The organism is Pseudomonas sp. MWU15-20650 (assembly GCF_023242475.1).
GTDB lineage: Bacteria > Pseudomonadota > Gammaproteobacteria > Pseudomonadales > Pseudomonadaceae > Aquipseudomonas.
Window position 1 is genome coordinate 82,390 of the sequence record NZ_JALJFG010000005.1, and the last position, 21,564, is coordinate 103,953.

Genomic DNA, 21,564 nt, shown 5'->3' on the forward strand with positions numbered 1-21,564 from the left:
GTCATGCACTGCCAGCGGCTTACCCACAATCCCTGTTGACCCGTCTGTGGATAACCTGTTCGCGCTTGTCCACACCCCATGTAAATCAAGCCCTACAGCGCCCTGTACGAAAAACAACCAAGCTAAGCGACGGTTTTTGCTTGGTTTTTTCCGTGGGCGTGGGCCTTTTCCTGTGCAGACTTGCCCCCAAAGTCTGTTGGCGCTTCTGTGGATAAGATGTTTGCTATCAGCTACAGCCCATATAAACCAAGGCTTTCATGGGTTTGGTCGAAATTTGATCAATCTCGGCGTTTTGCCGTCTGAAACGCCTGGATAGCCCGATTTATGACGCTTTGGCGGCCTTTTCCACAGCCCGGGAAAAGTTGCCCCCAAAGTCTGTTGGTGTATCTGTGGATAAGGTGTTCGCGTAGTGCTACAGGGCACGTGTTTCATGGTCTGCAAGCAATTGATCAATAAATGATCGGTGGTGTGTAAATCCCGTCGACTTGAATAAGTCACGGAATTTCTTCATTTATTTATAGGCTGGGCGCGCACTTGCCCACAATTGCTGTGGGTGGCTTTGTGGATAAGTTGTTGGGTGATGGCTGGAGGGCAGGCTGGCAGTGGGCTGCGAGAGATTCGATCAACTATTAAGCAGTGTGAGGTTCAAGTGTGGGAGGGGGCTTGCTCTAACAGGCCGTCAGTTAAGGGTGAGCGCTGTCTTTGTCGCCTTTCACCTTCTTAACTGACGGGCATTAGAGCAAGCCCCCTCCCCCCTGTTTGAGCTGTGGGTATCGGTTATTCGTGTGCAGCCACGCCTTTGAGGTAGGGGGCTGGGGCTGCGCCGAGGTTGTTCAACATGCGCTCGCTGTACCAATCCACAAAGTTCACCACGCCGAACTCATAGGTCTTGGAATATGGCCCAGGCTGGTAAGCGGTGGAGTTGATCCCGCGCTGGTTTTCTTCGGCCAGGCGACGGTCCTGGTCGTTGGTGGCATCCCACACCTGGCGCATGCGCTCCACGTCGTAGTCCACACCTTCCACGGCGTCCTTGTGCACGATCCACTTGGTGGTGACCATGGTTTCCTGGGCGCTGATCGGCCACACGGTGAACACGATGATGTGGTCGCCCATGCAGTGGTTCCAGGAGTGGGGCAGGTGCAGGATGCGCATCGAGCCCAGGTCCGGGTTTTTGATACGGCCCATCAGCTTGGCACAGCCTTGTTTGCCGTCCAGGGTCATCGACACGGTGCCCTTGAGCAGCGGCATGCGCACGATGCGGTTACGCAGGCCGAAGCTGGCGTGGGCGTAAGGGATTTTTTCGGCATCCCAGGCGGCGGCGGAAGCCGCCACATGGTCCTTGAACGCCTGGTCGGCGCGCGGGTCGGTGACGTCGTCCCATTCCAGCAGGGTTTTGAGCAACTCGGGGTGCGACGCGTTGCAGTGGTAGCATTCGCGGTTGTTTTCCAGCACCAGTTTCCAGTTGGCTTTTTCGAACAAGGTGGTCTGGATCGCCACCTTGGTGTTCTCCATGTCGTAGGGTTCCATGTAATGGTTCAGGGTCGACAGGAAATCATCGATGGCCGGCGGGTTCTCGGCCAGGCTGATGAAGATGTAGCCGCCAGCGGTCTTAACATTGACTGGCTTGAGGCCGTATTGCTTCATATCGAAATCGGCGCCCATCTCGGTGCCGGCAAACAACAGGCGACCGTCCAGCTCATAAGTCCACTGGTGGTAATGGCACACCAGCTTGGCAACCTTGCCCTTGTCGCTGGTGCACAGGCGCGAACCACGGTGGCGGCACACGTTGTGGAACGCATGCACCACGCCGTCGGCACCCCGGATCACGATGATCGGGTTCTTGCCCACTTGCAGGGTCAGGTAGTTGCCTTTAGTGGGGATTTCGCAGGTCATGCCGGCGATCAACCACTCTTTCTGGAAGATCTCCTGCATGTCGATATCAAACAACCGCTCATCAGAGTAAAACGGCTGCGGCAGCGAAAAGGTGCGCTCGCGCTCTTGCAGCATCTGCGCGGTGGCCTTGCGTGCGGGTTCCAGCGGATCGCCCAAGCTTAAGGTTGCGGTGACGTCCATCGTGTGTGTCCTCATGGCCATTCAGTGTGGCCGGCGAAAGTGACTAATCAGGTTTTGCAGCAAGGCGTAAAGAAAGCGTCGTTGTTGGGAGCGAGTGTGGGCCCGCCGATGCGCCGAACCTTGTCCATTAGCGACACGGCCCACTCTGTTCCCGACGCGCAACCCCCGTGGTATGGGGGCTGGTCGCGATAAGTATGTGAATGTCGCAGATAGGTAAATGGGTGGTTCTCGCGTTACGCAGAATCGCCACCATAAGGCCGACGTCGGCGGTGGAGAACAACATGTCCAATAATTTCCTGAATCCGGTAACCACCCAGACCTGGGCCAATGGTCGGCACATCGTCCGTTGCGTCAAAGTCATCCAGGAAACCTGGGATGTGCGCACCTTCTGCTTCATGGCCGATCAGCCAATCCTGTTCTTTTTCAAGCCTGGGCAATTCGTCACCCTGGAGCTGGAAATCGAAGGCCAGCCGATCATGCGCTCCTACACTATTTCCAGTTCGCCGTCGGTGCCCTATAGTTTTTCGGTGACGATCAAGCGCGTGCCGGGCGGGCGGGTTTCCAACTGGCTGCACGACACGTTGCACGAAGGCCAGGAGTTGGCAGTGCACGGCCCGGTCGGGCTGTTCAACGCCATCGATTTCCCCAGCCCGAAAGTGCTGTACCTCAGCGGCGGCGTCGGCATCACGCCGGTCATGTCCATGGCGCGTTGGTTCTACGACACCAATGCCAACGTCGACATGACGTTTATCCACAGCGCCCGCTCACCCAAGGACATCATCTACCACCGCGAGCTTGAGCATATGGCGTCGCGGATCGACAACTTCAGCCTGCACCTGATTTGCGAAAAACACGGCCTGGGCGAACCCTGGGCCGGGTATCGCGGCTATCTGAACCACAAGATGCTGGAATTGATGGTGCCCGACTTCCTTGAGCGCGAAGTGTTCTGCTGCGGCCCGACGCCCTACATGAATGCGGTGAAGCGCCTGCTGGAAGCGTCGGGTTTCGACATGGCGCGTTACCACGAGGAATCCTTTGGCGCGACGCCACCGGAAGCGCGTGCCGACGCGGTGGAACAGGCCGAACAAGCCGCCGAGGCACCGGAAATCGACCTGGCGGACCTGCATCAGGTGGAATTTATCGCGTCCGGCAAGAGCATTCGCGTGGCCCCTGGGGAAACGGTGCACGCTGCGGCCGCCAAGCTTGGCCTGCTGATCCCCAAAGCCTGCGGCATGGGTATTTGTGGCACGTGCAAGGTGATGAAGCTGGGCGGGGAGGTCGAGATGGAGCACAACGGTGGGATCACCGAGGAAGACGAAGCCGAGGGCTACATCCTGTCGTGCTGCAGTGTACCGAAGGGGGATGTGCGGATTGAGTTCTGACCCCTCACCCTGATCGTTCCCACGCTCCGCGTCCCGCTGTGTGACGCAGAGCGTGGGAGCGATCAGTTAGAGGTTATTGGGCGTAGATATGCACGACGAAGTGCTGACCTGAAGCTGTCAATTCGTAGGCTTTATCGTAGATCCTCAGCGTCCTCGATGGCTCGCGGATGGTATCCCCGACTTTGGCGTACTTCCTGAACTCATCCCAGTCAATCACTGTGGTGCTGACAGTGCCATCGCTTTGCAGGGTGTTGCCGTTGCTTTGATATTCCATGGTTTTTGCTCTCTTCTGGATGTCCGTTTCCAGCCGACTGTTCGGCAGGCGGTTATCCCGAAAGGGGAAGTCTCTGCAGCGGCTTTTCCTTCCGGGTTCCAAGAGGCTAGTCAATGAAAACCCAGTGTGCTGCTGTCAGAAATATCAAATGACAGACTCGGCAATCAGCCAGTATTCGCTACGTTCAGGCACCCATCACTGTCCGAATATCCGCAGCCAATTCTCTTACACGTTCTTCCTCGGTATCCCACGCACACATGAAGCGCGCACCGCCTTTGCCGATGAAGGTGTAGAAGCGCCAGCCCTTGGCTGTCAGTGCGGCGATGGCCGGTTCAGAGAGTTGCAGGAACACGCCGTTGGCCTGGACCGGGAACATCAATTCCACGCCGGGAATATCCGCTACCAGGCTGCTCAGCAGTTGTGCGCAGTGGTTGGCGTGGCGTGCGTGTTTGAGCCAGGCGTCATTTTCCAGCAAGCCCACCCAGGGCGCAGACAGGAAGCGCATTTTCGACGCCAGCTGACCGGCCTGTTTGCAGCGGTAGTCGAAGTCTTCGGCCAGCTTGTGGTTGAAGAACAGGATCGCCTCACCCACGGCCATGCCGTTCTTGGTGCCGCCAAAGCACAGCACGTCCACGCCGGCTTTCCAGGTCAGGTCGGCCGGTGAACAGCCGAGGAACGCGCAGGCGTTGGAGAAGCGCGCGCCGTCCATGTGCAGGTTCAGGCCCAGCTCTTTGCACGTGGCGCTGATGGCGCGGATTTCCTCGGGGGTGTACACGCTGCCGACTTCAGTGGCCTGGGTCAGGGTCACGACGCGGGGTTTGGGGTAGTGGATATCCTGGCGCTTGAGGGCGATCTCGCGGATCGACTCCGGGGTCAGCTTGCCGTTTTCGGTGCGGGCAGTGAGTAGCTTGGAACCGTTGGAGAAAAATTCCGGCGCGCCACACTCGTCGGTTTCGACGTGGGCGGTTTCCGAGCAAATCACGCTATGGTAGCTCTGGCACAGCGAAGACAGCGCCAGGGAGTTGGCTGCGGTACCGTTGAAGGCGAAAAACACTTCGCAGTCGGTTTCGAACAGGTTGCGGAAACCGTCGGCGGCGCGGTGGGTCCATTCATCATCGCCATAGGCGCGTTGATGGCCCTGGTTGGCGAGTTCCATGGCGGCCCAGGCTTCCGGGCAGATGCCGGAATAGTTGTCGCTGGCGAATTGTTGGCTCTTGTCGGTCATGGCCCATTCCTGTGGTCGATGTTGGTGCGCACTTTAACCAAGATTGTCGGGCGCGCGCACGCACTGAAAATGCAAAGTCACTGGGGAATTATGCACAGTACTGAAACGATTCCTGTCAGCCCCTTCCGAGATGGCGCTTTGGATCTGCTCAAGTGGCTGGCGCTGTTGAGCATGGTGCTCGATCACCTGCGCTATGTGGGGTTAAGCCTGGATGGGTTGTATGTGCCTGGGCGCCTGGCGTTTCCGTGGTTTTGCCTGGCGATTGCGGCGAATTTGCATCGCGTGCGAAACACACCCGTGACAGGCCAATGGCGCTATCTGGGCTGGTTGCTGCTGTTCAGCGTGATCAGTGAGGTGCCGTATCGGATGTTCATCGAAGATGCCGATACCTTGAACGTGCTGCCGACCCTGGCGCTGGGCCTGCTGGTTGCCCGAGGTTGGCAGCAGAAGGCGTTGGTTGATCGAGGATTGGCGCTGATCGCCGTCGCAATAGCGGCCGTGTTCTCAACCCAGTTGATGTTCGGTTTCTTTGGTGTGTTGCTGCCCCTGGCAATGCTGCTGGTGTTTCGCCAGCCCTGGTATTTCAGCGTGCTGCCGGGTTTGGTCTGCGTCGCCGCCAATCAATGGCAGATTCTGCTCAATAGCGGCACGTTTGTGGCGCTGTTGGGATTAGTCGCATGTCTGATTGCGCCGCTGGCCGGGTTGGTCTTATTGCGACATGGCAAAAACGCTGCCTCGCCAGCCATGCGCCGCTGGGCTTATGCCCTTTATCCAGCGCACTTCTTCCTGCTGCTACTCGTCCGCAAGCTCCTCGCCTAACCCCTGTGGGAGAGGGCTTGCCCCCGATTGCGGTATATCAGCCACTGCATAGGCAAGCTGATCCACCCCATCGGGGGCAAGCTGCCTCCCACATTTGTTCTGCGTCGCTGAGGAATGTCGTAAACGCACCTTTGCGTGGCGTGCGCAGGCATTTGACCTGGCAGCGCCAGCCCTACCATCGCATCAAAGGGCCCTGCACGGGCCTCAACAATACGAAAGGCTGGGAGAGACGCGATGTTCAGCAAAAAAGACCAGATCCAGGGATATGACGACGCACTGCTGGCGGCGATGAATGCCGAGGAACAGCGTCAGGAAGATCATATCGAGCTGATCGCGTCGGAGAACTACACCAGCAAGCGCGTAATGCAAGCCCAGGGCAGCGGCCTGACCAACAAATACGCCGAAGGCTACCCGGGCAAGCGCTACTACGGTGGCTGCGAGCATGTGGACAAAGTTGAAGCCCTGGCCATCGAACGCGCCAAGCAACTGTTCGGCGCCGATTACGCCAACGTGCAGCCGCACTCCGGTTCATCGGCCAACAGCGCCGTGTACCTGGCGCTGTTGAACGCCGGTGACACCATCCTCGGCATGAGCCTGGCCCATGGCGGCCACCTGACCCACGGCGCCAAAGTGTCGTCCTCGGGCAAGCTGTACAACGCGGTGCAGTACGGCATCAACACCGACACCGGCCTGATCGACTACGACGAAGTCGAGCGCCTGGCCGTGGAGCACAAACCCAAGATGGTGGTGGCCGGTTTCTCCGCCTACTCCAAGACCCTGGATTTCCCACGCTTTCGTGCGATCGCCGACAAGGTTGGCGCGCTGCTGTTCGTCGACATGGCTCACGTCGCCGGCCTGGTCGCCGCCGGCCTGTACCCGAACCCGCTGCCCTACGCCGATGTGGTCACCACCACCACCCACAAGACCCTGCGTGGTCCCCGTGGTGGCCTGATCCTGGCCAAGGCCAACGAAGAAATTGAGAAGAAACTCAACGCCGCCGTTTTCCCCGGTGCCCAGGGCGGTCCGCTGATGCACGTCATCGCCGGCAAGGCCGTGTGCTTCAAGGAAGCCCAGGAGCCCGGCTTCAGGGCCTACCAGCAGCAAGTGATCGACAACGCCCAGGCCATGGCCGGCGTGTTTATCAAACGCGGCTACGATGTAGTGTCCGGCGGCACCGACAATCACCTGTTCCTGGTCAGCCTGATCCGTCAGGGCCTCACCGGCAAAGAGGCGGACGCTGCCCTCGGCCGCGCCCATATCACCGTCAACAAAAATGCCGTGCCGAATGACCCGCAGTCGCCGTTCGTGACGTCGGGCCTGCGCATCGGTACCCCGGCGGTGACCACGCGTGGTTTCAAGGTGCCGCAATGCATCGAGTTGGCGGGTTGGATCTGCGACATCCTTGACAACCTCGGCGACGCCGATGTCGAGGCCAACGTGGCCAAGCACGTGTCTGCCCTGTGCGCTGATTTCCCGGTTTATCGCTGAGCGCGGTTTTGGAGTAATGACTATGCAACGCTACTCGGGCTTCGGCCTCTTCAAGCACTCACTCAGCCATCACGAAAACTGGCAGAAGATGTGGCGCACGCCCACCCCTAAAAAGGTGTACGACGTGGTCATCGTCGGCGGCGGCGGGCATGGCCTGGCGACGGCCTACTACCTGGCCAAAGAGCACGGCATCACCAATGTGGCCGTGGTCGAGAAGGGGTGGTTGGGTGGTGGTAACACCGCGCGCAACACCACCATCGTGCGTTCCAACTACCTGTGGGACGAGTCGGCGCACTTGTATGAACACGCGATGAAACTCTGGGAAGGCTTGTCCCAGGACCTGAACTACAACGTGATGTTCTCCCAGCGTGGCGTCTACAACCTGTGCCACACCTTGCAGGACATCCGTGACTCCGAGCGCCGCGTCAGCGCCAACCGCCTCAACGGCGTGGACGGCGAACTGCTCAACGCCAAGCAAGTGGCCGACGAGATCCCGTACCTGGATTGCTCGAAAAACACCCGCTACCCGGTGCTCGGCGCCACCGTGCAACGGCGCGGTGGCGTGGCCCGTCACGACGCCGTGGCCTGGGGCTTTGCCCGTGCCGCCGACGCCTTGGGCGTAGACCTGATCCAGCAAACCGAGGTCATTGGTTTCCGTAAGGAAAACGGCGTGTGCATCGGTGTGGAAACCAACAAAGGCTTTATCGGCGCCAAGCGCGTCGGTGTGGTCACCGCCGGTAACTCCGGGCACATGGCTTCGCTGGCGGGCTTTCGCCTGCCGATCGAATCCCACCCGTTGCAGGCGTTGGTTTCGGAACCGATCAAGCCGATTATCGACAGCGTGATCATGTCCAACGCCGTGCACGGCTACATCAGCCAGTCAGACAAGGGCGACCTGGTGATCGGCGCTGGTATCGACGGCTATAACGGCTATGGCCAGCGTGGCTCGTACCCAGTGATCGAACACACCATCCAGGCCATCGTCGAGATGTTCCCGGTGCTGTCGCGCGTACGCATGAACCGCCAGTGGGGCGGCATCGTCGACACCACGCCGGACGCTTGCCCGATCATTTCCAAGACGCCGGTACCGAACATGTTCTTCAACTGCGGTTGGGGTACCGGTGGCTTCAAGGCCACACCGGGCTCAGGCAACGTGTTTGCTGCCAGCCTGGCCAAGGGTGAAATGCACCCGTTGGCGGCACCTTTCTCCATCGACCGTTTCCACAACGGTGCGCTGATCGACGAACACGGCGCTGCGGCCGTCGCCCACTAACAGGAGAAATTCCCTATGTTGCATATCTTCTGTCCTCACTGTGGCGAACTGCGCTCCGAAGAGGAATTCCACGCGTCCGGCCAAGCGCACATCCCGCGCCCGCTGGACCCGAATGCCTGCACCGATGAAGAGTGGGGCGACTACATGTTCTTTCGCGATAACCCCCGTGGCCTGCACCACGAGTTGTGGATTCACGCCGCCGGTTGCCGCCAGTATTTCAACGCCACCCGCGACACCGTGACCTACGAAATTTTTGAAACCTACAAGATCGGTGAGAAACCGCAATTCACCGCCAAGGCCTCTGGAGAGAAGGTATGAGCCAGATCAATCGCCTGTCCAACGGTGGCCGGATCGACCGTAATAAAGTCCTGACCTTCAGCTTCAACGGCCAGAGCTACAAAGGCTTCGAAGGCGACACCCTGGCGGCCGCCTTGCTGGCCAACGGCGTTGACATCATCGGTCGCAGCTTCAAGTACTCGCGCCCACGGGGCATCTTTGCCGCAGGCGCCGAAGAGCCGAACGCGGTGTTGCAGATCGGCGCCACCGAAGCCACCCAGATTCCCAACGTGCGTGCCACGCAACAGGCGCTGTACCAGGGCCTCGTCGCCACCAGCACCAACGGCTGGCCGAACGTCAACAACGACGTGATGGGTATTCTCGGCAAGGTCGGCGGCAAGCTGATGCCGCCGGGTTTCTACTACAAAACCTTCATGTACCCGCAGTCGTTCTGGATGACCTACGAGAAGTACATCCGCAAGGCGGCCGGCCTGGGTCGCTCGCCGACCGAGAACGACCCGGACACCTACGACAACTTCAACCGTCACTGCGACGTGCTGGTGGTGGGCGCGGGCCCTGCCGGCCTCGCTGCAGCATTGGCCGCCGCCCGCAGTGGCGCTCGCGTGATCATCGCCGATGAGCAGGAAGAGTTCGGCGGTTCGCTGCTCGACTCCCGCGAAAGCCTCGACGGCAAGCCGGCCACAGAGTGGGTCGCCAGCGTCATCGCCGAATTGAAAGCCTTGCCGGACGTGGTGCTGTTGCCCCGCGCCACCGTCAACGGTTATCACGACCACAACTTCCTGACCATTCACGAACGCCTCACCGACCACCTCGGTGATCGTGCGCCGATTGGCGTTGTGCGCCAGCGTATCCACCGTGTCCGCGCCAAGCGCGTAGTGCTGGCAACGGGTGCCTGTGAGCGTCCGCTGGTGTATGGCAACAACGACGTGCCGGGCAACATGCTGGCCGGTGCGGTCTCTACCTACGTACGCCGTTACGGCGTGGCGCCGGGTAAAAAGCTGGTGCTGTCGACCAACAACGACCACGCCTACCGCGTTGCCCTGGACTGGCTGGATGCCGGCCTGCAAGTGGTGGCCGTGGCCGATGTACGCCATAACCCACGCGGCGCGCTGGTAGAAGAGGCCCGCGCCAAAGGCATTCGGATCCTCACCGGCAGTGCCGTGATCGAAGCCCGTGGCAGCAAGCACGTGACCGGCGCCCGCGTCGCCGCGATTGATGTGAAGGCCCATAAGGTCACCAGCCCCGGCGAGTGGCTGGACTGTGACCTGGTGGCCAGCTCCGGTGGCTACAGCCCGGTGGTTCACTTGGCTTCGCACCTGGGCGGCAAGCCGACCTGGCGTGAAGACATCCTCGGTTTTGTACCGGGTGAAGCCCCGCAGAAACGCGTGTGCGTCGGTGGCATCAACGGCGTCTACGGTCTTGGCGATTCCCTGGCCGATGGCTTTGAAGGCGGCGTGCGCGCGGCCAGCGAAGCCGGTTTTGCGCCAGTGGAAGGCACCCTGCCAAAGGCCCTGAGCCGCTTGGAAGAGCCCACCCTGGCGCTGTTCCAAGTGCCTCACGAAAAAGCCACTGCACGGGCGCCGAAGCAATTTGTCGACCTGCAGAACGACGTCACCGCCGCTGCCATCGAACTGGCGACCCGCGAAGGCTTCGAGTCGGTCGAGCACGTCAAACGCTACACCGCGCTGGGCTTCGGCACCGACCAGGGCAAGCTGGGTAACGTCAACGGCCTGGCCATCGCTGCGCGTTCGCTGAACGTGACCATCCCGCAGATGGGCACCACGATGTTCCGTCCCAACTACACGCCGGTGACCTTCGGCGCGGTAGCGGGCCGTCACTGCGGGCACATCTTCGAGCCGGTTCGCTACACCGCGCTGCAAGCCTGGCACGTGAAAAACGGCGCCGAGTTCGAAGACGTCGGCCAATGGAAACGCCCGTGGTACTTCCCTCGTAACGGTGAAGACCTGCATGCCGCGGTAAAACGCGAATGCCTGGCCGTGCGCGACAGCGTCGGCCTGCTGGACGCGTCCACCCTCGGCAAGATCGACATCCAGGGCCCGGATGCCCGCGAGTTCCTCAACCGTATCTACAGCAACGCCTGGACCAAGCTCGACGTGGGCAAGGCCCGCTACGGCCTGATGTGCAAGGAAGACGGGATGGTCTTCGACGACGGCGTCACCGCCTGCCTGGCCGATAACCACTTCCTGATGACCACCACCACCGGCGGCGCCGCCCGCGTATTGCAGTGGCTGGAAATCTACCAACAGACCGAATGGCCGGACCTCAAGGTGTACTTCACCTCGGTCACCGACCATTGGGCGACCATGACCCTGTCCGGCCCCAACAGCCGCAAGCTGCTGGCAGAAGTCACCGACATCGACCTGGACAAGGACGGCTTCCCGTTCATGACCTGGAAAGAAGGTTTGGTCGGCGGCGTACCGGCGCGGGTGTTCCGTATCTCGTTTACCGGTGAGCTGTCGTACGAAGTCAACGTGCAAGCCGACTACGCCATGGGCGTACTGGAAAAAATCGTCGAGGCCGGCAAAAAGTACAACCTGACCCCGTACGGCACCGAGACCATGCACGTGCTGCGCGCCGAGAAGGGCTTCATCATCGTCGGCCAAGACACCGACGGCTCGATGACCCCGGACGACCTGAACATGGGCTGGTGCGTGGGCCGTACCAAACCGTTCTCGTGGATCGGCTGGCGCGGGATGAACCGTGAAGACTGCGTGCGCGAAGAGCGCAAGCAACTGGTGGGCTTGAAGCCGATCGACCCGACCGTGTGGCTGCCGGAAGGCGCGCAATTGGTGTTCGATCCGAAGCAGACGATCCCGATGAAGATGGTCGGACACGTCACCTCAAGCTATGCGCACAACTCCCTGGGCTATTCGTTTGCCATGGGCGTGGTGAAGGGCGGCTTGAAGCGCCTCGGCGAGCGGGTATTCTCACCGCAGGCCGATGGCAGCGTGATCGAAGCGGAGATTGTGTCTTCGGTGTTCTTTGACCCGAAAGGCGATCGCCAGAACATCTGATAGACCGAGTCGCTCCCATCGGGAGCAAGCCCCCTCCCACAGGGGAATGCATTCCAAATGTGGGAGGGGGCTTGCCCCCGATGAGGGCAGAACAGTCACCACAGAATTCAGACAGGTGCTTTATGACAGCCGCCAATGTTTACCAACAACGCCCCACCACCGGTGCCAAGGCCGAGTCGTCGCTACACCATGCCGACCTCGCCAGCCTGGTGGGCAAGGGCCGCAAGAACGCCGGTGTGACCGTGCGTGAAAAGAAACTCCTCGGCCACCTGACCATTCGTGGCGATGGCCACGATGCCGCATTCGCCGCCGGCGTGCACAAGGCCCTGGGCATTGAATTGCCTGGCGCCCTGAGCGTGATCGTCAAAGGCGAAACCAGCCTGCAATGGCTCGGCCCGGACGAGTGGCTGCTCATCGTCCCAAGCGGTGAAGAGTTCGCTGCCGAACAGAATCTGCGCGCGGCCCTGGGTGACTTGCATATCCAGATCGTCAACGTCAGCGGCGGCCAGCAAATCCTCGAACTGAGCGGCCCGAATGTGCGCGATGTGCTGATGAAGTCCACTAGCTACGACGTCCACCCCAACAACTTCCCGGTGGGCAAGGCGGTGGGCACGGTGTTCGCCAAGTCGCAACTGGTGATCCGTCATACGGCTGAAGACACCTGGGAGCTGCTGATTCGTCGCAGCTTCTCGGATTACTGGTGGCTGTGGTTGCAGGATGCCTCGGCCGAATTCGGTCTGAGCGTCCAAGCCTGAGGAACGACCCATGAGCCGCGCACCCGATACATGGATTTTGACCGCCGACTGCCCCAGCGTGCTCGGCACGGTGGACGCGGTCACTCGCTATCTGTTCGAGCAGGGCTGCTACGTCACCGAGCATCACTCGTTCGATGATCGCCTCTCGGGCCGTTTTTTTATCCGCGTGGAATTCCGCCAGCCGGAAGGTTTTGATGAGCAGGCTTTTCGCGATGGCCTGGCCACCCGCGGCGAAGCCTTTGGCATGATCTTCGAGCTGACGGCGCCGAACTATCGGCCAAAAGTGGTGATCATGGTCTCCAAGGCCGATCACTGCCTCAACGACCTGCTGTACCGCCAGCGTATCGGGCAACTGTCGATGGATGTGGTCGCGGTGGTGTCCAACCACCCCGACCTCAAGCCGTTGGCCGACTGGCACCAGATTCCCTACTACCATTTCCCCCTTGACCCTAACGACAAGCCCTCCCAGGAGCGTCAGGTGTGGCAAGTGGTGGAAGACACCGGCGCCGAACTGGTGATTCTTGCGCGCTATATGCAAGTGCTGTCGCCGGAGCTGTGCCGCAAGCTCGATGGTAAAGCCATCAATATCCACCACTCGTTGCTGCCGGGGTTCAAGGGCGCCAAGCCGTATCACCAAGCGTACAACAAGGGTGTGAAGCTGGTGGGCGCCACGGCGCATTACATCAACAACGATCTGGACGAAGGCCCGATCATTGCCCAGGGGGTGGAAGTGGTGGATCACAGCCACTACCCGGAAGACCTGATTGCCAAGGGGCGGGATATCGAAGGGCTCACATTGGCGCGGGCGGTGGGGTATCACATCGAAAGACGTGTGTTCTTGAACGCTAACAGGACGGTCGTTCTTTAGTGGCAAGTTGCAAGCTTCAAGCCGCAAGACAAAGCGGTACTGCACACTTCTTGCGGCTTGTAGCTTGCCGCTTGAAGCTCATTCCACTCTCTCAACAACGATAAATATAGAGGTGACTGACATGTCTGATAATCGTGGTGTCGTGTATCTCGGCAACGGCAAGGTCGAAGTACAGAAAATCGACTATCCCAAAATGCAGGACCCCCGTGGCAGGAAGATTGAGCACGGCGTCATCCTGCGCGTGGTCTCCACCAACATCTGCGGCTCCGACCAACATATGGTACGCGGCCGCACCACTGCCCAGACCGGCCTGGTGCTCGGTCATGAAATTACCGGCGAAGTGATCGAGAAGGGCAGCGACGTCGAGAACCTGAAGCTTGGCGACCTGGTCTCCGTGCCCTTCAACGTTGCCTGCGGCCGCTGCCGCTCGTGCAAAGAACAACATACCGGCGTGTGCCTGACCGTCAACCCGGCCCGTGCCGGTGGCGCTTACGGCTATGTCGATATGGGCGACTGGACCGGCGGCCAGGCCGAGTACGTGCTGGTGCCATACGCCGACTTCAACCTGCTCAAACTGCCGGACCGCGACAAAGCCATGGAGAAAATCCGTGACCTGACGTGCCTCTCCGACATCCTGCCGACCGGTTACCACGGGGCTGTGACGGCCGGCGTTGGCCCTGGCAGCACCGTGTATATCGCCGGTGCGGGCCCTGTCGGCCTGGCGGCGGCTGCGTCGGCACGTTTGCTCGGCGCGGCGGTAGTGATCATTGGCGACGTCAACCCGATCCGCCTGGCCCATGCCAAGGCCCAGGGTTTTGAAGTCGTCGACCTGTCCACCGACACCCCTCTGCACGAACAGATTGCCGCGTTGCTCGGCGAGCCCGAAGTGGACTGCGCCGTTGACTGCGTGGGCTTCGAAGCACGCGGCCACGGTCACGACGGCGTCAAGGCCGAAGCCCCGGCGACGGTGCTCAACTCGTTGATGGGCGTGGTGCGCGTGGCCGGCAAGATCGGTATTCCGGGCCTGTACGTCACCGAAGATCCAGGCGCTGTCGATGCCGCTGCCAAAATGGGCAGCCTGAGCATCCGCTTTGGCCTGGGCTGGGCCAAATCCCACAGCTTCCACACTGGGCAAACGCCGGTGATGAAATACAACCGCCAATTGATGCAGGCGATCATGTGGGACCGTATCAACATTGCTGAAATTGTTGGCGTGCAGGTCATCAGCCTGGATGATGCGCCACGTGGGTACGGTGAGTTCGATGCGGGTGTGCCGAAGAAGTTTGTGATTGACCCGCATAAGTTGTTCAGCGCGGCGTAAAAGCGCAGGGCAATAAAAAGGGCGACCTGTGCAGGCTGTGTGAAAACACAGCCTGTTGAAGTCGCCCTTTTTGCCTTGATCAAGCCACTCAGGCGCAGAAGATCAAATGTGGGAGGGGGCTTGCTCCCGATGGCGGTAGGTCGGTCACAACAGTACTGACTGAACCACTGCTATCGGGAGCAAGCCCCACTCCCACAGGCGTTTTGTGGTGTTTGCAGGTCAGCGGTTAGCCAATGCGCCTTGATAGACGGTCGGCCCGGTTGGCTGCTTGCTCAGCGAACCGCCCTTGGTTTCCGAACTCACCATCAACTCCACCGGCTTGCTGATCGATTCCTGTTGGCGGGGGTTCAAGCCGATGATGCCTTTGCCGTCTTCCGGCAACAGGCCAAGGGAAACCGGCGTGCCGCCTTCGGGGATTGCCCAGAGTTCCAGGCTCTGGTCTGGCGCGGGCGCCGTGGCAGCGATCGGCTGCACTTCAAGGTAGTCCTTGTGGGCCATGATCTGCGCGGCAGGCTGTTGCTCGGCGGTCACCAGTGTGGCCGCGGATTTGACGCTGTCGTGGGTGTAGAGGGCGCCGCCGATACCGGCAACTACCACGGCGCAGGCGCCGATGAACAGGCGAGGGCCGCTCCAGAATGAGGGTTTGTGCTCAATGACTTGGGGTTGGGTCGCGCTCATGGGTCTCTTCCTGACAAATTTTGTAGTCAGTTCATGGACCTTGCCAAGGGCAATGGGTTCCTGGGCCCATCGCCAGTGAGCGTCGCTAAAGTGATGCCAATTGGCCTTGATACAGCACGGGCCCCGTAGGTTGGCCGGTTGGCGAACCCCCTTGGGGTTCCAGGCTGACGGCGAGGGTCAGCGGTGTGTTGAGCAAGGTTTGCTGAGCTTTACTCAACGAAATTCGACCCTTGCCAGTGGTCGGTAGCAACCCCAGGGAAACGGGTTTTCCGCCGGTCGGAATGGCCCATAATTCCAAGGCACGCGTCGGCGCCACTGCTGCCAAGGCCAATGGCTCGACTTGCAGGTGATCAGCGAAGGCTTTGATCTGCAGCGCCGGTTGCTGGCTGGCGCTGACCAATGTGGCGTTGTATTCCACCCCGATATCACGCTGGTACAGCACGCCGACAAACAACGCGACCACCACCGCACACGCGGCGGCCAACACTCGCACGTTCATCCAGAACGGTTTCTTCGCCGGCACATGCAGCACCTGCGGCTCGATCCGCGCCTTGATGCCTGCCCACACGGGCTCCGGCACTGGGCGTTCAGGCACGGTGCCGGTCAGGCTGGCGAGCGCATCTTGCCACTGGCCGAGTTCGGCACGTAGCGCGGCATCCTCCAGCAACAGGCTTTCAAAACGCCGACGGGCGGTAGCCGGCATCATCCCGATGGCATAGTCGGCGGCGAGGGCACGGCGCAGGGCGGTGGTTTGGTAATTCATGATTCAAGGCACCTGCGCAGGCGCTCCATGCCCCGACGAATCCAGGATTTGACCGAGCCCAGGGGCGCGGCCAGGTGGTCGGCCAACTCCGAGCACGACAGGCCCTGGAAGTAAGCCACGGTGATCGATTGACGTTGCATGCCGTCGAGGGTATCCAGGCAGCGGTTGAGCGCTTGGGCTTCGCGCTCGCTGCCGAGTTGGTCATGGGCGCTGGGGCTGTCGTCGAGCAGGGCCTCTTGCTGGCCGTCGGCCAAGGGCTGTTCACGATGTTTGCGTAACTGGTCTATGGCCAGGTTGCGCGTGATGTTCACCATCCAGGTCATTGGCGCGGCCAGGTGCGCTTCGTAGCGCGATGCGTTGTACCAGATGCGTACAAAGGCTTCCTGGAGGACTTCTTCGGCCAAGTCCGCACGCCCCATGAATCGGTATGCAACACCGTGCAGCCGCGGTGAGACGCTGCGGTAGAGGGTTTCGAACGCCTGGCGGTTACCCAGGGCGCACTGGGCCAGCAAGGGCCGCAACGGGTCAGCATCGTGGATGGAAATAGGGCTTCTCCAAGCGCTCGGACGAGGGCGACGGGATTGCGCACGGTAGGCAGAGGGTAGACCAGCTTGGGCATTCATTCCATCCAACTCCGGGCGGTGCATGGGAGAGATACGTTCGCGCAGGGCATTTGGATGCGGCATTATCTGAACTAATCTGTAGGTGGGAACATTCCTTAGGGACTGTCAGTCAAACGTCCGCTTTTAGCTCCTACATTTCAGAGGTTGTCTTGATGAAGATTTCACGCGGTTTCGCCCTTTCCTGCCTGATGACCCTGGTGGCCGGCCCGGTATTCGCTGCCGGTTTCAGCCTTGGTGACGTGACCAACGCCGTTAACGCGGCCCAAGGCAACAAGGCGGCGGCTGCTGCGCCGAGTTCCCAGACCGCCGGCCTGCTGGGCGCCTTGACCTCGCAACTGAACGTCACCCCGGAGCAAGCCGTTGGCGGTACCGGCGCTATGCTTGGCCTGGCCAAGAACCAACTGAGCAGCACCGACTATTCGCAACTGGGCAAAAGTGTGCCTGGCCTGGATCAGCTGTCGGGCAGCAACTCCCTGGGCAGCCTCGGTGCCTTGAGCGGGATGCTCGGCCAGAGCGGCGGCAGCAAGACCAGCGGCCTGGACAGCGTGCTGGGTAATGTGAAGAACACCAGCGACTTGAACACCGCGTTCAGCGCGCTGGGCATGGACAGCGGCATGGTCGGCAAGTTTGCGCCGGTGATCCTGCAATACCTGGGCGGCCAGGGCGCCAGCAACTCCGTACTGGGTAAACTGGCTCAGGCCTGGGGCACCGGCAGCTAGTTGCCTGTGCAAAACCGGACGCAAACCCTGGCAGCGCTGAAAGCAAGATGCGGGTGGCCCATGAAGGGAATGATATTTTCAGCCTTCTTCCTAAAGAGCATCAACCGACGGACTGCGGTATGGGTGGCGGCTAAGCCCGTGGCCTGATGCGTCGCTTGCCGTATCCCTTTTTTGCAACAGGGAATACGGCAACCGCGACGCGCCGTAGGCAGGGGGCCTGGCCCTCATCGTTGGCCCTCCTGCCGCCCCCCGACGTTTTCCAGCAGTTCGTGGATTCGACGGTCCTTTTCCGTCCAGAGCTGGTTCACCCAGTTCTGGACGGTCTGGCGAAACGCCGGATCATTCTCGTAGTCTCCCTGCCACAGCGCCGGGTCCAGTTCTCGGGTGCGGATATCCACGATCACTTTCGGCACCGCGCCGCTGATCAAGTCCCAGAACCCCGGAATTTTTTGCTGCGGATAGACCACGGTCACGTCGAGGATCGCGTCCAACTGTTCGCCCATCGCCGCCAGCACAAATGCCACGCCGCCCGCCTTGGGCTTGAGCAACCGGGTAAACGGTGAAGCTTGTTGCTTGCGCTTGGCCTCGTTGAACCGCGTGCCCTCCAGATAATTGACCACCGTGACCGGCTGGCGCTTGAACAGCTCACAGGCTTCTTTGGTGATCTTCAAGTCCTGCCCCGCGAGCTCCGGATGCTTGGCCAGGAACGCCTGGGTGTAGCGCTTCATGAACGGGTAATCCAGCGCCCACCAGGCCAAGCCGAGGAAGGGCACCCAGATCAGTTCTTTTTTCAGGAAGAACTTGAAGAACGGCGTGCGCCGGTTGAACGCCTGGATCAGGGCGGGAATATCGACCCAGGATTGGTGGTTGCTGATGACCAGGTAGGAGGTATCGCCTCGCAGGTCGTCGCCGCCGCGAATGTCCCATTGGGTCGGGATGCACAGCGAGAAGATCAATTTGTCGATTTCGGCCCAGGTTTCGGCGATCCACATCACCGCCCACGAGGCATAGTCGCGGTAGCGACCGGGGGCGACCAGCTTGAGCAGGGCGAACACCATCAGTGGCCCGAACAGCACCAGTGTGTTGAGTAATAACAGCAGTGTGACCAAACAGCCGGTGAGCAGGCGGCGCATAAGTAACTCTTGGAATCCTGTGGGCGGGCCATGATAAGCAAGCCGAGGCTAGAGGCCAAATCGCAAATCACCGTACGAATGTTTCACAATGTGCCGGTTATGCTCGGTCATCCAACTAAGTGTTGTGTTTGCGGTCTAGAATCCGCCCACTTCTTTTGAGGAAATCACGCCGTGAAATTGCTCCTTGCCGCATTCGCCCTGGTAGCCCTGCCCGTCATGGCCGCCGAACCGACCCTTTACGGTCGCTACGAATACATCCAGTTGCCGGAGATCGGCCAGACCTTCAAGGCCAAGATGGACACCGGCGCACTGACGGCGTCGCTCTCGGCCCGTAACATCGAAACCTTCCAGCGTGACGGCGATGACTGGGTCCGCTTCCGCCTCGGTGGCAAGGATGCGAGCGACAAGGTCTACGAGCACAAAGTCTCACGTATCAGCAAGATCAAGAGCCGTGCCGATGAAGACGAAGACAAGGACGAAGCCACTGTGGCCAAGCGCCCGGTCATCGACCTGGAAATGTGCCTGGGCAGCGTCAAGCGCACCGTCGAGGTCAACCTCACCGACCGCAGCAGCTTCAACTACCCGCTGCTGATTGGCGCCAAGGCCCTGCGTGAGTTTGGTGCAGCGGTGAACCCGGCGCGTCGCTACACTGCCGACAAACCTGACTGCTGATTGAGCTCATGCCGCACATCCTGATTGTCGAAGACGAAGCGGCGATAGCCGACACGCTGATCTTTGCGCTGCAAGGCGAAGGCTTTACCACCACCTGGCTGAGCCTCGGCCAGGAGGCGTTGGCCCATCAGCGCCAGACGCCGGCCGACCTGATCATCCTCGACATCGGCCTGCCGGACATCACCGGTTTTGAAACCTGCAAGCAACTGCGCCGGTTCAGCGAAGTGCCGGTGATGTTCCTCAGTGCCCGGGATGCCGAGATCGACCGCGTGGTGGGGCTGGAGATCGGCGCCGACGATTATGTGGTCAAGCCGTTCAGCCCTCGGGAAGTGGCGGCGCGGGTCAGGGCGATTCTCAAGCGGGTGGGCCCAGGTGTTGCGCCGGCGGTGTTCCAGGTGGACCTGGAGCGCATGCAGATCAGTTATCGCGGCCAACCCTTGAGCCTCACACGCCACGAGTTCCGACTGCTGCAGAGCCTGCTGGAACAGCCCGAGCGGGTGTTCAGCCGCGAGCAGCTGCTGGACGCCGTCGGTGTCGCGGCCGATGCCGGCTACGAGCGCAATATCGACAGCCACATCAAAAGCCTGCGCAGCAAACTGCGTAGCGTGATGGCGCAGGCCGAACCGATCCAGACCCATCGCGGCCTGGGCTACAGCTACAGCCCGAGCCATAGCTGATGCGTCTGGGGCTGCGGATTTTCCTCGTGTACGCGCTGTTTATCGGCCTGACCGGCTACTTCGTGCTCAGTACGGTGATGAAGGAAATCCGCCCCGGCGTGCGCCAGTCCACCGAGGAAACCCTGGTGGACACCGCCAACCTGCTGGCCGAGATCCTGCGCGAGGATGTGAAGAACGGCACCCTCGGGCAGAGTCATTGGCCGCAGTTGCTCAAGGCTTATGGCAACCGCCAGCCGGGCGCGACGATCTGGGGCCTGCCGAAAAACCAGGTCAACCACCGTATCTACGTCACTGATGCCAACGGCACGGTGCTGCTTGACTCAACAGGCGAGGCGGTGGGCCTGGACTATTCGAAATGGAACGATGTGTACCTGACCTTGCGCGGTGAATACGGCGCACGCTCCACCCGCAGCGAGCCGAATGACCCCGCCTCGTCGGTGATGCACGTCGGTGCGCCGATTCGCGACAACGGCCAGATCATCGGTGTGGTCACCGTGGCCAAGCCCAACAGTTCACTGCAGCCTTACGTCGACCGAACCGAGCGCCGCTTGCTGTGGTATGGCGCGGGGCTGGTGGTCCTCGGTTTGCTCCTGGGGGCCGTGTTGTCATGGTGGTTGAGTGTTGCGCTACGCCGGCTGACGGCATATGCCGAGGCCGTCAGCGAAGGACGACGGGCCGAGTTGCCGCATTACCGTGGCGGCGAGTTGAAGCAGTTATCCACCGCCGTGGAACACATGCGCACGCAATTGGAGGGCAAGGCTTACGTCGAGCATTATGTGCACACCCTGACCCACGAACTGAAAAGCCCGTTGGCGGCGATTCGCGGCGCGGCGGAGTTGTTGCAGGGCGACATGAGCCGTGAGCAACAGCAGCGCTTCGTCGGCAATATCGACAGTGAAAGCGCACGGTTGCAGCAGTTGATCGAGCGTTTGCTGAACCTGGCTCAGGTGGAGCAACGCCAGGGGCTTGAGGAACAATCGAGCATCCCACTGGCGGCCTTGGTCGATGATGTCCTCAAGGCCCAGTGTGCGCGCATCGAAGGTGCCGGGCTGCATGTCGAACAGGCCATTGCCGCAGATGTGAAGGTATTTGGCGAACCGTTCCTGCTGCGCCAGGCCCTGGGTAACCTGCTGGACAATGCCCTGGATTTCACCCCGCCCGGTGGCGTGTTGCGCTTGCGTGCACAGGTGCGGCATAACGATGTGCACGTCAGCCTGTTCAACCAGGCGGCACCCATTCCCGACTACGCGTTGCCGCGTCTGAGCGAGCGCTTCTATTCGCTGCCACGCCCCTCCAGTGGGCGCAAAAGCACCGGCCTTGGCCTCAACTTTGTCGAAGAGGTGATGAAGCTGCACGGTGGCTCGCTGCAGATCGGCAACGTGCCCGGCGGGGTGCAAGCGGTGCTGCATCTCCACACAGTCTCCACATTGCCCACATAAATCCCCCACACGGGCTGCGCAGACTCTCCTTATCAAAACAGGGAGAGACC

At 60.7% G+C, this 21,564-nt stretch carries 20 protein-coding genes; 13 read left to right on the forward strand and 7 right to left on the reverse strand.

The window, feature by feature from the left end; genetic code table 11:
- Nucleotides 1-777 precede the first annotated feature (777 nt).
- Nucleotides 778-2,073 (reverse strand): glycine-betaine demethylase subunit GbcA, encoded by a 1,296-nt coding sequence (gbcA, locus tag M5B43_RS07030; RefSeq protein WP_089041451.1) that lies wholly within the window; start codon nucleotides 2,071-2,073, stop codon nucleotides 778-780.
- 281 nt (nucleotides 2,074-2,354) lie between these two features.
- Here gbcA and gbcB point away from each other — a divergent pair, with 281 nt between their 5' ends.
- Nucleotides 2,355-3,455 carry a glycine-betaine demethylase subunit GbcB gene (gene gbcB, locus M5B43_RS07035; protein WP_248749414.1) on the forward strand — a complete coding sequence of 367 codons (1,101 nt, stop codon included), beginning with the start codon at nucleotides 2,355-2,357 and terminating at the stop codon, nucleotides 3,453-3,455.
- Between the two features lie 73 nt (nucleotides 3,456-3,528).
- Here gbcB and M5B43_RS07040 read toward each other — a convergent pair whose 3' ends face one another.
- Nucleotides 3,529-3,729 carry a hypothetical protein gene (locus tag M5B43_RS07040; protein WP_248749415.1) on the reverse strand — a complete coding sequence of 67 codons (201 nt, stop codon included), beginning with the start codon at nucleotides 3,727-3,729 and terminating at the stop codon, nucleotides 3,529-3,531.
- 184 nt (nucleotides 3,730-3,913) lie between these two features.
- Entirely contained in the window at nucleotides 3,914-4,954 is a 1,041-nt protein-coding gene (locus M5B43_RS07045) for a low specificity L-threonine aldolase (RefSeq protein ID WP_248749416.1), read from the reverse strand.
- Between the two features lie 90 nt (nucleotides 4,955-5,044).
- On the opposite strand from M5B43_RS07045, the gene M5B43_RS07050 reads away from it, so the two are divergent.
- From M5B43_RS07050 to fdhA, 8 genes are all read left to right on the forward strand, one after another.
- Nucleotides 5,045-5,773, forward strand: a complete 729-nt coding sequence (locus M5B43_RS07050; RefSeq protein WP_248749417.1) for a TraX family protein — start codon at nucleotides 5,045-5,047, stop codon at nucleotides 5,771-5,773.
- A gap of 234 nt (nucleotides 5,774-6,007) precedes the next feature.
- The gene (gene glyA, locus M5B43_RS07055; RefSeq protein WP_248749418.1) at nucleotides 6,008-7,261 is read left to right on the forward strand and encodes a serine hydroxymethyltransferase; all 1,254 of its coding nucleotides are present in this window, start codon (nucleotides 6,008-6,010) and stop codon (nucleotides 7,259-7,261) included.
- A gap of 22 nt (nucleotides 7,262-7,283) precedes the next feature.
- The gene (locus M5B43_RS07060; protein WP_010207084.1) at nucleotides 7,284-8,534 is read left to right on the forward strand and encodes a sarcosine oxidase subunit beta; all 1,251 of its coding nucleotides are present in this window, start codon (nucleotides 7,284-7,286) and stop codon (nucleotides 8,532-8,534) included.
- 15 nt (nucleotides 8,535-8,549) lie between these two features.
- Nucleotides 8,550-8,852 carry a sarcosine oxidase subunit delta gene (locus M5B43_RS07065; RefSeq protein WP_248749419.1) on the forward strand — a complete coding sequence of 101 codons (303 nt, stop codon included), beginning with the start codon at nucleotides 8,550-8,552 and terminating at the stop codon, nucleotides 8,850-8,852.
- Nucleotides 8,849-11,866 carry a sarcosine oxidase subunit alpha gene (locus M5B43_RS07070; protein WP_248749420.1) on the forward strand — a complete coding sequence of 1,006 codons (3,018 nt, stop codon included), beginning with the start codon at nucleotides 8,849-8,851 and terminating at the stop codon, nucleotides 11,864-11,866. Before M5B43_RS07065 ends, M5B43_RS07070 begins: the two co-directional genes overlap by 4 nt.
- Nucleotides 11,867-11,988: 122 nt before the next feature.
- Nucleotides 11,989-12,621, forward strand: coding sequence for a sarcosine oxidase subunit gamma family protein (gene soxG, locus M5B43_RS07075; protein WP_003176543.1), 633 nt, complete (start codon nucleotides 11,989-11,991; stop codon nucleotides 12,619-12,621).
- 10 nt (nucleotides 12,622-12,631) lie between these two features.
- Entirely contained in the window at nucleotides 12,632-13,489 is an 858-nt protein-coding gene (gene purU, locus M5B43_RS07080; RefSeq protein ID WP_099493074.1) for a formyltetrahydrofolate deformylase, read from the forward strand.
- Between the two features lie 121 nt (nucleotides 13,490-13,610).
- The gene (gene fdhA, locus M5B43_RS07085) at nucleotides 13,611-14,810 is read left to right on the forward strand and encodes a formaldehyde dehydrogenase, glutathione-independent (protein WP_248749421.1); all 1,200 of its coding nucleotides are present in this window, start codon (nucleotides 13,611-13,613) and stop codon (nucleotides 14,808-14,810) included.
- A 219-nt stretch (nucleotides 14,811-15,029) separates the two neighbouring features.
- Here fdhA and M5B43_RS07090 read toward each other — a convergent pair whose 3' ends face one another.
- The 3 genes from M5B43_RS07090 to M5B43_RS07100 form a co-directional block, all read right to left on the reverse strand.
- Nucleotides 15,030-15,488 (reverse strand): anti-sigma factor, encoded by a 459-nt coding sequence (locus M5B43_RS07090; RefSeq protein ID WP_248749422.1) that lies wholly within the window; start codon nucleotides 15,486-15,488, stop codon nucleotides 15,030-15,032.
- Between the two features lie 85 nt (nucleotides 15,489-15,573).
- Nucleotides 15,574-16,251, reverse strand: a complete 678-nt coding sequence (locus M5B43_RS07095; RefSeq protein ID WP_248749423.1) for an anti-sigma factor — start codon at nucleotides 16,249-16,251, stop codon at nucleotides 15,574-15,576.
- Entirely contained in the window at nucleotides 16,248-16,874 is a 627-nt protein-coding gene (locus tag M5B43_RS07100; protein ID WP_248749424.1) for a sigma-70 family RNA polymerase sigma factor, read from the reverse strand. Before M5B43_RS07100 ends, M5B43_RS07095 begins: the two co-directional genes overlap by 4 nt.
- Before the next feature lie 152 nt (nucleotides 16,875-17,026).
- On the opposite strand from M5B43_RS07100, the gene M5B43_RS07105 reads away from it, so the two are divergent.
- A complete protein-coding gene (locus tag M5B43_RS07105; protein ID WP_248749425.1) occupies nucleotides 17,027-17,593 on the forward strand; it encodes a DUF2780 domain-containing protein in 567 nt (188 codons plus the stop codon).
- 224 nt (nucleotides 17,594-17,817) lie between these two features.
- Here the strand turns inward: M5B43_RS07105 and M5B43_RS07110 are convergent, their stop codons facing one another.
- On the reverse strand, nucleotides 17,818-18,726 hold the full coding sequence (locus M5B43_RS07110) for an acyltransferase (RefSeq protein WP_248749426.1): 909 nt from the start codon (nucleotides 18,724-18,726) through the stop codon (nucleotides 17,818-17,820).
- A 171-nt stretch (nucleotides 18,727-18,897) separates the two neighbouring features.
- On the opposite strand from M5B43_RS07110, the gene M5B43_RS07115 reads away from it, so the two are divergent.
- From M5B43_RS07115 to creC, 3 genes are read left to right on the forward strand one after another with little or no spacing between them, the layout of a single operon-like run.
- Nucleotides 18,898-19,398, forward strand: coding sequence for an ATP-dependent zinc protease (locus tag M5B43_RS07115; RefSeq protein ID WP_248749427.1), 501 nt, complete (start codon nucleotides 18,898-18,900; stop codon nucleotides 19,396-19,398).
- 8 nt (nucleotides 19,399-19,406) lie between these two features.
- A complete protein-coding gene (gene creB / locus M5B43_RS07120; RefSeq protein WP_248749428.1) occupies nucleotides 19,407-20,075 on the forward strand; it encodes a two-component system response regulator CreB in 669 nt (222 codons plus the stop codon).
- On the forward strand, nucleotides 20,075-21,514 hold the full coding sequence (gene creC / locus M5B43_RS07125; RefSeq protein WP_248749429.1) for a two-component system sensor histidine kinase CreC: 1,440 nt from the start codon (nucleotides 20,075-20,077) through the stop codon (nucleotides 21,512-21,514). The genes creB and creC overlap by 1 nt, the downstream gene beginning before the upstream one ends.
- Nucleotides 21,515-21,564: the final 50 nt, after the last annotated feature.